We start from the raw sequence: 12178 nt of genomic DNA on the forward strand, positions 1-12178 counted from the left end.
TCAGGACAGGGTGAGCGCGGGAAGGTCCGCCCGCCGCCCGGCGCTCCGTTCGCGAAGCAGCGCGCCGAGACAGTCGGCGAGCACTCCGCCACCGGTCGGAGCGAGCGGCGTCCACCCGGTGCCGTCCGGCCGGGTGAGCCGGTCCAGGAAGACGTTCAGCCGGGTGAAATCCACGGGAAGCCGCTGCCGGTCCGCGGTCACCACCGCTTCGTAGGTGCTCAGCAGATCCGGCATCCGCGAACCCTCGTTGGCGAATCCGCCGCTGCGCACCCGGTGCCGGTCGAGCAGGCCGGCCAGTTCGCCGGGCGCGGTCCGGCCCAGTTGTTCCAGGACCCGCGACGCCTGCAACCCGGCCCGGAGCGTGGGAAGCGCGCCCGGCACGTGCCGATACCCTTGTTCGTCACGGCAGCCCAGGACGAACTCCGCCAGCCGCTCGGCGGACAGCACTTCGGCGACCGGGATCCCGAGCAGCCGCAAGGTCTCCACCGCCGCCGCGGTGGAGACCAGATCCGATCCGCGGCCTTCCCAGTAGCCGAACCCACCGTCCGGGTTCTGCAGCATCGCCAGCCAGTCCGCGATCTCGCGCGGCGCGGCGGGATCGGCCACGGCCGCGCCCGCCGCGATCGCCCAAAGCGTGCACCGCACTTCGCTGCCGCGGGCGGGCATGTACATGACCCCGCCCTCGTTCGGCAGACGGCAGCCTGCCAGCCAGGTACGCCACTCGTGCTGTCGCGGGTCGTCACCCGGCGACAGCAAGGCGGTGGCCGCGGTGCTCAGCGCGTCCCCGGCGTGTTCCGGTTCGCGATAGGTGAACCCACCGGAGGGGCAGGCCAGCTCGCGCAGCCGGTGGAGTACCGGGCCGGCGTGCGGGCCGGTGTCCGCGCCCAAGGCCCGCAGCGAGCCGATCGCGCAGAAGGAGGCCCAGACGTCGGCGACGTCGTAACCGGCCCATCGGACGAACGCGCCGTCGGGCGACCGGCGGTCGAGGATCCAGTCGAGACAGCGTTGCCGCTCGGCCGGGGCCGAGCCCAGCGTTTCGAGCGCGGCCGTCGCCCGGTAGGTGGCCCACATGCACGGGGTGTCCGCCGACGGGCCGAACCGGAACCCGCCTTCGGCCTGTTGCTGCTCCCGCAGCCAGCGCACCAGCGCGGGACGGTCCCAGGGAAAGGGCGCATCCGGTTCCACGGCCCGTAAAGCCCGCCAGGACATCACGCCGTAGAAGCAGGCTCGGACGTCGGATGCCATCGTTCCGGCGTGCTCGGGCGACCAGCCGAGACCGCCGTCCGGCGCCTGCAGCGCTCGCAGCCAGCTCACCAGCCGATCCGGGTCGGGCGGGGCTTCCCGGCACACTTCCACCATGGTGCGCACCGAAAAATGCGTGGCCCAGACATCGGGGGCCTGGCCGGGCAGCATGGCGTACGCGGTACCGGACCAGGTCCGGCGCAGCCAGTCGAGTGTCGTGCCGAGCTTGGGGATCTCGGCACCGAGCTCGGCCATCGCCTGGGTGCAGTAGAACGTCGCCCACGCGTCGGACGCCATGCCCTTGCTCCAGGCGTAACCGCCGTCGGTGTTGCGGCGGCCGCCGAGGTAGTCCAGCGTGGCGGCGCGGCCGGGCAGGTCGGCGGTCCGATCCAGCCACGAGGCCGTGCGGACGGCGGCGTAGGTGCACCACAGATCCGCTTCACCGGTGGTGACGGCGCTCCCGATCGGTGCGTGGGGAGCGAGGCGCACGGTCATCCGCGCGCCCCCACTACCCGGAAGTTCGATCGTTTCCAGCTCTTCTGCGACGCCCCGCTCTTGGTACTGGCGGGCAACTGGTTGACGAAGAGTACTTCGTCCCATTCCAGGCCGAGCACCTCGCGGGAAGAGTGCTGGAGCCGGTCGGCCATCGTCGCTTCCCCCGCCCGGTCCCAATGCACGTCCCGTTCCAGGATCAACCGGGCGAACGCCCCCGGCGCGTCGGTCTCCATCAGGTAGCCGGTCGCCTCGGTCTCCCCGTAGACCACCTCTTCGACCGCGCGCACGGTGAGTTTCGCACCGCGTACGGCCACGGCGTCCGAACCGCGCCCGACGACTTCGATCACCGGGGCGTCGTCACCGCAGCCGCAGTGGGCACCCATCCGCACGTCGTCCCCGGTGTCCAGCCGCAGCACGCACCGGGCATGAAGGTTGAGCGGGGTGACCACGAGTCGTCCGGTGCCGCTTTCCGGTAGGGGGCGGACCGTTCCGTCGTCGTCGGCGAGTTCGAAGTAGTTGGTCGCGGTCAGCAAATGCAAGCGATCCCGGGTGCAGCCGGCGGCGAGGGTGCCGGTCTCCGTGCTGCCGTAGCTCGCGTCGAGTACGGAGGCGTCCCACCACCGGCCGAGACGAGTCCGGAACGGCGCGGTGCTGACTTCGCCGAGCAACATCATCCGGTGCACGTCGGCGCTCAGTTCCGCCAATAGCCCGCGTTGTTTGACCAGCCTGCTGAACTGCAGTGCCACTCCGGGCGCGGCGAAAACGGTGGTCGGCCGGAACGACCGGCACAGTCCGATCAGCCGGTCCCAGTCGGAGATCCCGGTCGCGAAGGGATAGGCCCGGGTGTGCGGTCGCCCGAGGTACTCGCAGACACCGACGATAAGGTCCGCCACCGGCACGATGTCCGAGGGCAGCATAATCAATACACGTTCATTTTCCGGCAACAGATCTCGCCATGCTTCCGCCACCGAAACGGTGTTCCAGATTATGTCCTCCGCCAACCTCGGCGTCGGCGTCGGCAGCCCGGTGGTGCCGGTCGTTTCATAATACTTCGCCGCCGCGTCGACCGAGGCCGCAAGGAATTCATGCGGGTTTTCCTTGAGGTGCCGCTTGCTGGTCGTGCCGAGTTCTTCGAACCTGGCGAAGGAGTACGCCGGCAGGCCGTCGTAGGCTTCGGTCTGTCCTGCGCGCCGCCAGGTTTCGGCAAGTTTTCGCAGGTAGAAGTCTTTTTCCGGCAGTCTCCGCTGCTGCTCGCGGATCTCGTTCCCTGCCTGCTCCATCAGCCGCAAGCGATCGCTGCTGTTGATGATCAAGGACAATTCCTCCCCAGGAAATAAAGCAATCGATGATCCGCTCGTGTCCCCATGGCGATTCAATCGCCGGTGGAGTTTAGCACTAAACACCGAACTGTCGCAAGTTGTCCTGCGAGCCATCGCCGGTCGTCCCAATCGCCGCCGACGTCACTCTGGTGGCGGTACGGGCCCTGTTGGGCGCTGAGTACAGTCCTCGCCAGATGAATTACCGGCAGTCGTCGGCGTGCGCTCGTCTGCACTATATCGCCGCCCTGGTCGGTGAAACACCCACTTTCGTTCGCCCGGTCGCGCCGAGCCAATAAGACGTGTCGCGAAGGTGAACGACTCATCGTGGCTGCGTACAGGCGAATCAAACAGACCCAGCATGCCTCTAAGACAGGGAGCGTCATGTGCGGAATCGCCGGCTGGATCGATCTCAGCCGTCCCACCGAGTGGAAGGAAGCGGATCTCGAACGCATGACCCGTACGCTGGTCCGCCGCGGCCCGGACGACGAAGGGCTGTGGGCGGACAGGCATGTGGGACTCGGCCACCGCAGGCTGGCCGTTCTCGACGTGCGCAGGGGCGTCCAGCCGATGATCGCGGGCTCGGCCGAGCAGCCCCACGCCGTGCTCTGCTACAGCGGAGAGGTCTACAACTTCCGTGAGCTGCGGTCGGAACTGGCGGCGCGCGGGCACGTCTTTCGAACCCACGGCGACACCGAAGTGGTGCTCAATGCCTATCTGGAGTGGGGCGAGAGCTTCGTCGAACGGCTCAGCGGGATGTTCGCCTTCGCGTTGTGGGACCCCCGTGCGCGGAGGCTGCTCCTCGTTCGCGACCGGCTGGGCATCAAGCCCCTGTACTACGCCCGGGCCGGCGACGCGGTGCTGTTCGCGTCCGAGCCGAAGGCGGTGCTCGCCCACCCGGAGTTCACCGCCCGCATCGACCACCAGGGGCTCGCCGATCTGCTGGGGCTGGTCAAGACTCCCGGCGTGACCCCGTTCCGCGACCTGTACGAGGTGCCGCCGGGACACGTCCTCACCGTCGACGGCAACGGCAGCCGCTTGTCCCGCTACTGGGCATTGCCGACCATTCCGCACGAAGACGACATCGTGGACACGGTCGCCCACGTTCGGGAGTTGCTCTTCGACATCGTGCGCGAGCAGTTGATCACCGACGTACCGCTGTGCACCCTGCTGTCCGGCGGCCTGGACTCGAGTGCGCTGACGGCCATCGCCACCGACGTCCTCGGCAAAGCGGGGGAGGGGCCGGTCCGTTCGTTCTCCGTCGACTTCGTCGGCAGCGCCGACCATTTCCGGGCCAGTGAGTTCCGGCCGGAACGGGACAATCCGTACGCGCTCCAGGTCGTCGACCATCTCGGTACGGCACACCAGACCATCGAACTGGCGGACGAAGCCCTTACCGAGGACCGGAATCGCGACGCCGTCCTGGGCGCGCACGACCTCCCGCTCACCTTCGGCGACGTCGACACCTCGCTGTACTTGCTCTTCTCGGCCATCCGCGAACAGTCGACCGTCGCACTGTCCGGCGAATCCGCGGACGAGGTGTTCGGCGGCTACAACTGGTTCCACGATCCGCGCGTGGTCGGTACGGCGGACTTTCCCTGGCTCAGCACCATGCAGTTCGTCCCCGAGCGCATGCTGACCGCCGAGTTCCGCGAGCACACGAGGTTCGGGGAGTACCGGGCCGATCGCTACCGGGAGGCGATCGGCGAAGTCGAGTACCTGCCGGGAGAAGACGCGCAGGACCGGCGGATGCGCGAGTTCGGTCATCTGCACCTCACACGCTGGTTGCCGGTCCTGCTGGACCGCAAGGACCGGCTCAGCATGGCCGCCGGTCTCGAGGTGCGGGTGCCCTTCTGCGACCACCGGCTGGTCGAGTACGTGCACAACATCCCGTGGAAGATCAAGACCTACGACGGCAGGGAAAAGAGCGTGCTCCGAGGCGCGTCGGCGGGGCTGCTGCCCGGCTCCGTCCTGAACCGGAAAAAGAGCCCGTATCCCACCACGGCGGACACCCGGTACGAACGGGATCTGCGCCGGCGAGTGGGCACCCTGCTCGCGGAAAACCGGTCACCGGCACTGGACATCGTCGACGCGGGAGCCCTCCGCGAGTTGTTGAGCAGGCCTGAGGGCTACTTCGACACCCAGCTCCGGCGCAACCCGCTGGAAACCGCCTTGAGCCTCGCCCAGTGGTACCGGGAGCAGTGGAGCTCGTGATCGTCCCGACGGGAGGAAAGATGGAGAACCGGTGGCTCGCGGACGTACTCGCCAGGCCCACTCCGGAGTCGGTGCGGTTCCTGGGCCGGACCGAGGTCGTGGACTGCCTGGCGCGGATCGACGTCGTGGCCGCGGTCAAGGACGCACTGGTGAGTCATCACCACGGCCGGACGATCCTGCCGAGTGAGGCGTACCTGTCCTGGACCAATCAGCACGGCGCCTACAGCCGCTCGATCGGCATGCCGGGCGCGGTGCTCGACCAGGGCGACGAAGCCGCCTACGGCATGAAGATCATCAACGCCAGTGTGTCGAATCCGGAGTTCGGCCTGGAACGGGCCGGTGGCCTCGGGCTCTGCTTCGATCCGCGGACGGCGCGGGTCACCGCGGTGATGGAGGTCGGCGTGCTCAGCGCCGTGCGGACGGCCGCCGTGACCGCGATCGCCGTCGAAGCCACCGGATACGGGTCGGTTCGCTCGCTGGCCGTCGTGGGGTGCGGAACCCAGGCGCGGGTGCATCTCGCCCTGTTGCTCGCGAGATGCCCGGAGCTGAGGCGGATCACCTTGTGCGACGTGCGACGGCCGGTGGCCGAAAGCCTCGCCGGTGAACTCGTTTCCCGGCACCCGGGAGTTTCGTTCTCCGTCGCGGCCACGCCTGCCGAGGCGATGGCCGACGCGGAAATGACACTGTTCCTGACCACCGTCTCCGAGGGGTATGTGCGGCCGGATTGGGTGCGTCCCGGATCGCTTCTGCTCAACGTCTCGCTCGGCGACCTGACCGATGAGGTCCTCACCGGCGCCTCCGCCCTCGTCGTCGACGACGTCCAGCTGATCGTCGAGAATCCGCGGCGGCCTCTGGGGCGACTGATCAACGAGGGAAGGATCGCCGCGAAGGCGCGGGCGGACCGGCCCTCGATCACCGCGACGATCGGCGAACTGCTCGCCGGCGACATGCTCTCGGAGCGGCCGGACACCGGCTACGTCGTCGTGAATCCTTTCGGGCTCGGCATTCTCGATGTCGCGCTGTTCGGTGCGGTACTGCGCCGGGCAAGCAGCGCGGGTATCGGGCAGGTCTTGGAGCTCGTCTGACCGGGCCGTCGTGGCCCGGCGGAACCTTCACCGTCATCGATTTCACAGGGGAGTTCAGGTGCGGTTGCCCAACCATCGTGGCCCGGTGAGCGAAATCCTCATCCGTGCCTTCCAACACCCGCCGGAGGCGGAGGACGAATCGGCTCTGGAGGCGATTCCGGCGAGTGAGATCGAAACCCTCTCCGACGAGGATCTGCAGCTGAGCCTGTTCCTGTGTTACGGGCTCCAGTACTGCCTGTTCGGCGAAACGGCGCAACACTGGGAATGGGAGACCTCCCTGATCGGCTTGCGGAAGCGGCTCGAAGTCCGCTTCGCCCGTGAGCTCAGGGAAACGGCGGGACAGCTCCCGGTGGTGGACGTGGAGAAGCTTCCCGAGTTTCTGATGGACCTCGGGAAGCCGAGCCCTGGCCGCTCTCTTTCGCGCTACCTCAAGCAGGACGCGACGATGGAGCAGTTCCAGGAGTTCCTCATGCACCGCTCCGTCTACAGTCTCATGGAAGCGGACCACCACAGCCTCGTCATCCCGCGTGTCCGCGGCGGCGGCAAACCGGCACTGGTGGAGATCCAGGCCGACGAGTACGGGGGCGGGATCCCTGGCCGCCTGCATTCCCAATTGTTCGAGCTGACGCTGAACGAGCTCGGAATGCTCACCGAATTCGGCTCGTACTTCGAGGACGTCCCGGCTTGTTCGCTGACGACGGTGAACGTGATATCGTATTTCGGGACCTACGGTCGGCACCGAGGTGCGATGCTCGGAAATCTCGCGATGACGGAAATCGGCTCGCACTACGTGAATCGCAATTTCCGGAACGGGCTGCAACGACTGAACGGGTCGGACGATTCGTGGCTGTTCTTCCAGGAGCACATCGTGGCCGACGCCGTCCACGAGCAGCTCGCCGCCTACGACATGTGCGGCCGATTCGTACGGGACAATCCGCGCGAGGTGTCCGACATGGTCTTCGGTGCCGTCGTGACGGCCGAGTTGGGCGCGCGGGCCAACGAACACATGCTGTCGTCCTGGGAACGCGGTGAGTCCTCTCTCCGCGGCGCGGCCTCCGTGGCCGCCGGCTGATGGACGGGCAGGGAGCGCAGCGGCCCGCGCCGGCCACCGTCGTGGTGTGCCAGGACGGCCCGGTCATCATCCGCGGGGACTACGACCTGCGCAGCCAGACCGACGAACCGATCGATCCGCAGCGCAAGACCATCGCGCTCTGCCGGTGCGGACGTTCACTGCAGAAGCCGTTCTGCGACGGCAGCCATATCTGGGCGAAGGGCGTCGGCAATGGAGATCGAACGAACCGGACGTGACCAGTGATCCTGGTACGAGGGGGAGGAAATGACGTTGCCCGCTGAACTGCACGGCCCGGTGCCGGGCAGAACCCCGATGTTGAACGCCGTGACGAGGTATCGCGGCAGAACGACGAATCTCTGGTTGAAACTGGAACAGGAGAATCCGTTCGGGTCCATCAAGGACAGAGTGGCGTACTCGCTGCTTTCCTCGATCTTCGAGTCGGGTGTGCTCTGCGGAGGGATCATCGAGTCGACGTCCGGAAACCTGGGCGTCGCGCTGGCGAGGTATGCCCAGATCTGCGGCGTGGAATTCACGGCCGTCGTCGATCCGCGGACGTCGCGCAAGCTCGTGCGGCAGATGCGGAGCGCGGACGCGAAGATCGTGGAAGTGACCGAACCCGACGAGACGCGCGGCTACCTGCTTTCCCGGCTCGCCTACATCCGCGACCGGATGGCCGTCGAGGATCTGCTCGTGTGGCCGAACCAGTACGAGAATCCGGCCAACCCCCGCGCGCATTCCGAGGGGACCGCGCCGGAGATCTTCGCCACCGTTCCCCGTGGCGAACTCGATGTCTTCCTCGGAGTGTCGACCGGCGGGACCGTTCGCGGGTTCACGGACTACGTCGAGCGGAACAGGCTGTCCTGGCGGTGCGTCGCGGTGGACGAGGTGGGATCCGTCGCGCTCGGTGGTCCGCCGGCGACTCGCAGCCTGAACGGGATCGGCGCGAGCCGGAGCTCGTCCTTCGTGGACGGGCGGGCCTGCCTGAACGTGAAGGTGACCGCCGCCGAAGCGGTGGCCGCGTGCGACTGGGTCGCGAGCGAACTGGGCGTCCGGGTCGGCGGCAGCTCGGGAGCCGCCGTGGCCGGTGCCGTGCGGTGGATCCGCGAGGGGCTCGGCGCGGAGCACGTGGTCGTCGTCTGCCCGGACGGCGGCGACCGATACGAGGACACGATCTATTCGCCGGGCTGGCGCCGAGCGAAGGAACTCACCGCGCGGGCGGAGATGGAATTCCCCGAGGTGTGCTCGGCGCGGGTCGTGGACAATTCGCTGGTCTTGCTCTGAAGACGGGGGTACTTCGCATGGTTGGATTTCTTTCTCTCGATGACGTGGACACCGACGAACTGCACAAGATCGTCGGACGGTCGGCCACAGTGCTCGACCAGCCGGACCCCTTGGAGAAAAGGTTGTCCGGCAAGGTACTCGGTGTCTACTTCGCCAAGACTTCGACGCGGACGCGGACCGCGTTCTCGACGGCCGCATTGCGGCTCGGGGCTTCGATCGTCCAATACGGTCCCGGCGATCTTCAGCTCAACACCGGTGAATCCCTGCACGACACCGGACGGATGTTCGGCGCGATGCTCGACGGACTGGTGATGCGCACCGCGGGCCCGCTCGAGGACATGCGGGTGGTGGCCCGCAGCGGGGGATTGCCCGTCGTCAACGCGATGGCCGCCCAGGAACACCCGACTCAGGGTGTTTGTGACGCCGCGGCGATGCTCCGGCACTTCGGCCGGGTGGACGGCTTGTCGGTGTTGTACGTCGGCGAGGGGAACAACACCGCCGTGGCGCTGGGGAAGATCTTGAGCACCTATCGCGACGTCACGGTGGTTTTCGCCACCCCGAAGGGATATGGGCTCGACGCCGCGCTGCTCGATTCGTTGCGGGAGAAGGGCGCGGAGTCGGGTACACGTTTCGTCGAGACCCACGATCTCGATACGGTCGACATCACGGCCGACGTCGTCTACACGACTCGCTGGCAGACCACGGGAACGGCGAAGCCGAGCGCGGACTGGCGGGAGGACTTCCGTCCGTTCCATGTGGACGACGAGGTCATGGCCCGGTGGCCGGAGGCGGTTTTCATGCACGACCTGCCCGCGCACCGCGGCGACGAGGTCAAGGGATCGGTGCTCGACGGAGATCGTTCGATCGCCTGGGAGCAGGCGCGGATGAAGTACGGCAGCGCGGTCGCGATCCTGGAATGGATCTATCGGGACTCCGGGCAATCGGCTCGGTGAACGTTTTCGGCTGAACAACGCGGGGGGACCGCTTGACGCTTTTCACTTTGCTCGCTTTCACGGCCGCGGCGGCGGTCATCGTCATCGTTCCGGGGCCGGATCAAGCGCTGCTGCTCCAGACGAGTGCCGCCGCCGGGCGTCCGGCGGCGGTGCGCACCGCCGCCGGGGTCCTGCTCGGCATCGTCCTATGGGGTGTCGCTTCGGTGGTGGGGCTGTCGGCGCTGCTGGCCAACGGCAGTGTGGCCTTCCGGATCGTCACCGTGATCGGAGCGGCTTATCTGATGTGGCTCGGGATCATGGCCTTGCGGTCCGCGTTGTCGCCGCCGTCCCCCGCGCCGAAACGGGAAGATCGCGGGAACACGGGTTTCTTTCTGCGCGGGCTGCTCATGAACTGCCTTAACCCGAAGATCGGCCTGTTCTATCTCTCGATTCTTCCGCAGTTCCTCCCGGGCTCGGCGGCCTCGGCCCTCGGCGCCGAACTCGTGCTTTTCGCCATCTATGTCACGGTGAGCGCCCTGTGGCTGTTCGGGTTCGCGTTCGCGGCCGGAAGCCTCCATCCGTTCCTGAATCGGCCGCGGGTCAAGAGATCGTTGGATTCGGTGGTGGGCGTGATCTTGCTGGGACTCGGAGTCATCGCCTTGGTGGGAGTGTGACGGTGTGGTCATACGACAGGATGAGGTAGGACGTGCCCTCGACGCGGTCGAACAGGCACGGAGTGTGCTGAGAGTGTCCGGTGATCCGCTGATGGCCGCGGTCGACAGTGCCCTCACCTGCGCTGTCTCCCTGATCGAACTTCGGCGGCGCGGCACGGAATGCGACGTCGACACGCTCCACAGCGCCCTGGGCGCGGCTCGTGCGCTGGTCGGCGAAGTGACCTTCGCCGTTCGCGACAGCTATCCGGGGCCGAACTCGCGGGGATGAACTGCCACGCGTTCGAGCTTCGTCCAGCCGGTCCAGCCTCGCGTTCTCAACAGCTCGATCAGGCGGCGGGCCGGCGGAGCGGTGTCGAAGGCCAGTGTGTCCATCAGTTCGGCGAACGGTGGGGCGACCTCGGTATCGCCGACATGGGCCTCGTTCCGCTCGTCGGCCATCCGCGTGATGTACATGGCCAGCTCGTCGGCCAGTTCGACCAGTTCGGGATCGTCGCCCGGCCGGTCGAGAGCCTGCCCCAGGGTGAGATAGAAAGCGAGGAGCGGTGGGTCGGTGATCTGCTCCCGCTTGCGCGCCGCCCACTCCGGGACCCGCTCGGGTGAGTGTGCCGCCAGCAGGATCCAGCCGTCCCGTTCGACCTCGACGATCCGCTCGTCGACACCGTGCGCCCGCAGCCGATCGAGGATCTCGACCACCTCCGGGGGCAGTACGAGACCGTCCCCGGAGGCGAGCCGGGCGATCCGCTCGCGATGCAGCTGCCGCTGCCGGATCTCGGCTCGCAACCGCTCGTCGATGTCGGTGACCGCCGCGGCGAATTCCTCCTTCCCGGCCCGGAGCAGGTCCCGCACTCGCGACAGCGGGACCCCGGCTTCGGCGAGAGTCCTGATCCTGATCAGCTCGACCACGGCACCGGCGTCGTACCTCCGGTAGCCGGAGTGGTCGCGTCCGGGCTCCGGCAGCAGTCCCTTGGCGTGATAGTGCCGCACCGCGCGCACCGTCACCCCCGCGTACGACGCCAGCTCACCGATGGTCAACATCCGCCCAGTGTCCTCGACCGGTGTGCTGGTCAGCAGGTCGCCTTGCCGGCGTCGCGGATCAACCGGGCGATCTCCGGAGCGTGGGTGACGACGAGCCGGTGGTGGGCGTCGAGCCACGACGTCGAGAGGTGCGGCCGTTCGCGGGCGAGCCGTTCGGCTCCGGCCCGCCAGTTCTCGTTGCGCCACCGCGCTCGATCGTCGTCGCCGTTCCCGGCCATCGAGGTCGACATGATCAGGTGGATCGGGCAGTCGATCTCCCGGTACCGGTCGAGGATGCCGGAACGCACCGCTTCGATCTCGATGTTCAGGTCGAGGAAGTCCTGAGGGGCCAGCAGCACCTGACGCGCGGTGCCCGCGACCCGCTCGAACTCGTGTCGCAGTCCCTCCGCCATCGCACGGAACTCCGGCAGATCGGCCTCGGTGAGGAACGGTTCGGGCACCGGGTTCGCGCCGTCGACGAGGACGAGCCCGGATACGGCGTCCGGATGGTCGGCGGCGTAGTGCACGGCCAGGTCCGCGCCCAGCGAATGTCCCACGAGCAGGGGCGCGTGGTGATCCGACTCCGCCATGACGGCGCCGAAATCGCCGAGGAACGCTTCGAAGGTGTACCGGTCGGCGGCCGAGGTGAGGCCATGGCCCCTGAGGTCGAAGGCCACCACATCGTGGTCGCGGCGCAGGAGCTCGATCAGCTCGCACAGGTCGGCCTGTGTCGTGAGAAGCCCGGGACACAGGACCAGTGGCCGTCCCCGGCCGCCGCGGGAGACCTGGATCGCGACGCCGTCGTGGTGGACCGTGAAGTGGCTGTCCTGCGTGCTCATGGCAGCATGCTGAC

Annotated in this window: 12 protein-coding genes; 8 read left to right on the top strand and 4 right to left on the bottom strand. The window is 67.6% G+C overall.

Features of this window, described 5'->3' with window-relative positions; all coding sequences use genetic code 11:
* Together BLW75_RS00955 and BLW75_RS00960 are read right to left on the bottom strand one after the other, a co-directional pair.
* A complete protein-coding gene (locus BLW75_RS00955) occupies positions 1-1737 on the bottom strand; it encodes a prenyltransferase/squalene oxidase repeat-containing protein (RefSeq protein ID WP_034314913.1) in 1737 nt (578 codons plus the stop codon).
* Positions 1734-3170, bottom strand: a complete 1437-nt coding sequence (locus tag BLW75_RS00960) for a phenylacetate--CoA ligase family protein (RefSeq protein ID WP_244175770.1) — start codon at positions 3168-3170, stop codon at positions 1734-1736. Before BLW75_RS00960 ends, BLW75_RS00955 begins: the two co-directional genes overlap by 4 nt.
* A 267-nt stretch (positions 3171-3437) precedes the next feature.
* Here BLW75_RS00960 and asnB point away from each other — a divergent pair, with 267 nt between their 5' ends.
* From asnB to BLW75_RS01000, 8 genes are all read left to right on the top strand, one after another.
* Positions 3438-5267: an asparagine synthase (glutamine-hydrolyzing) gene (asnB, locus tag BLW75_RS00965; RefSeq protein ID WP_034314907.1), complete on the top strand. Its 1830-nt coding sequence runs from the start codon at positions 3438-3440 to the stop codon at positions 5265-5267.
* Between the two features lie 20 nt (positions 5268-5287).
* Positions 5288-6352: an ornithine cyclodeaminase family protein gene (locus tag BLW75_RS00970; RefSeq protein ID WP_034315154.1), complete on the top strand. Its 1065-nt coding sequence runs from the start codon at positions 5288-5290 to the stop codon at positions 6350-6352.
* A gap of 85 nt (positions 6353-6437) precedes the next feature.
* Positions 6438-7424 carry an iron-containing redox enzyme family protein gene (locus BLW75_RS00975; RefSeq protein WP_034314905.1) on the top strand — a complete coding sequence of 329 codons (987 nt, stop codon included), beginning with the start codon at positions 6438-6440 and terminating at the stop codon, positions 7422-7424.
* A complete protein-coding gene (locus BLW75_RS00980) occupies positions 7424-7660 on the top strand; it encodes a CDGSH iron-sulfur domain-containing protein (protein WP_091596430.1) in 237 nt (78 codons plus the stop codon). The genes BLW75_RS00975 and BLW75_RS00980 overlap by 1 nt, the downstream gene beginning before the upstream one ends.
* A 28-nt stretch (positions 7661-7688) precedes the next feature.
* A complete protein-coding gene (locus tag BLW75_RS00985) occupies positions 7689-8705 on the top strand; it encodes a pyridoxal-phosphate dependent enzyme (RefSeq protein ID WP_091596433.1) in 1017 nt (338 codons plus the stop codon).
* A gap of 17 nt (positions 8706-8722) precedes the next feature.
* Entirely contained in the window at positions 8723-9658 is a 936-nt protein-coding gene (locus BLW75_RS00990; protein ID WP_034314901.1) for an ornithine carbamoyltransferase, read from the top strand.
* Positions 9659-9690: 32 nt separating this feature from the next.
* Complete coding sequence (locus BLW75_RS00995; RefSeq protein WP_241783713.1) at positions 9691-10311, top strand: LysE family translocator; 621 nt, start codon at positions 9691-9693, stop codon at positions 10309-10311.
* Positions 10312-10384: 73 nt separating this feature from the next.
* A complete protein-coding gene (locus BLW75_RS01000) occupies positions 10385-10579 on the top strand; it encodes a hypothetical protein (protein ID WP_034314900.1) in 195 nt (64 codons plus the stop codon).
* Here BLW75_RS01000 and BLW75_RS01005 read toward each other — a convergent pair.
* Both BLW75_RS01005 and BLW75_RS01010 read right to left on the bottom strand, forming a co-directional pair.
* A complete protein-coding gene (locus BLW75_RS01005) occupies positions 10552-11346 on the bottom strand; it encodes a MerR family transcriptional regulator (RefSeq protein WP_034314898.1) in 795 nt (264 codons plus the stop codon). The genes BLW75_RS01000 and BLW75_RS01005 overlap by 28 nt on opposite strands.
* Positions 11347-11375: 29 nt before the next feature.
* A complete protein-coding gene (locus BLW75_RS01010) occupies positions 11376-12164 on the bottom strand; it encodes an alpha/beta fold hydrolase (RefSeq protein ID WP_034314896.1) in 789 nt (262 codons plus the stop codon).
* Between the last annotated feature and the right edge of the window lie 14 nt (positions 12165-12178).

It is taken from the genome of Amycolatopsis lurida, from assembly GCF_900105055.1.
In the GTDB taxonomy this organism is placed as follows: Bacteria; Actinomycetota; Actinomycetes; order Mycobacteriales; family Pseudonocardiaceae; genus Amycolatopsis; species Amycolatopsis lurida.

What these genes read in the sequence shown, in the direction of transcription:
- asnB (WP_034314907.1), top strand. Translation starts at nt 3,438, where the DNA reads ATGTGCGGAATCGCCGGCTGGATCGATCTCAGCCGTCCCACCGAGTGG.
- BLW75_RS00960 (WP_244175770.1), bottom strand. Translation starts at nt 3,170, where the DNA reads ATGGCTCGCAGGACAACTTGCGACAGTTCGGTGTTTAGTGCTAAACTC.
- BLW75_RS00990 (WP_034314901.1), top strand. Translation starts at nt 8,723, where the DNA reads ATGGTTGGATTTCTTTCTCTCGATGACGTGGACACCGACGAACTGCAC.
- BLW75_RS01010 (WP_034314896.1), bottom strand. Translation starts at nt 12,164, where the DNA reads ATGAGCACGCAGGACAGCCACTTCACGGTCCACCACGACGGCGTCGCG.
- BLW75_RS00955 (WP_034314913.1), bottom strand. Translation starts at nt 1,737, where the DNA reads ATGACCGTGCGCCTCGCTCCCCACGCACCGATCGGGAGCGCCGTCACC.
- BLW75_RS01005 (WP_034314898.1), bottom strand. Translation starts at nt 11,346, where the DNA reads ATGTTGACCATCGGTGAGCTGGCGTCGTACGCGGGGGTGACGGTGCGC.
- BLW75_RS00970 (WP_034315154.1), top strand. Translation starts at nt 5,288, where the DNA reads ATGGAGAACCGGTGGCTCGCGGACGTACTCGCCAGGCCCACTCCGGAG.
- BLW75_RS00985 (WP_091596433.1), top strand. Translation starts at nt 7,689, where the DNA reads ATGACGTTGCCCGCTGAACTGCACGGCCCGGTGCCGGGCAGAACCCCG.
- BLW75_RS00980 (WP_091596430.1), top strand. Translation starts at nt 7,424, where the DNA reads ATGGACGGGCAGGGAGCGCAGCGGCCCGCGCCGGCCACCGTCGTGGTG.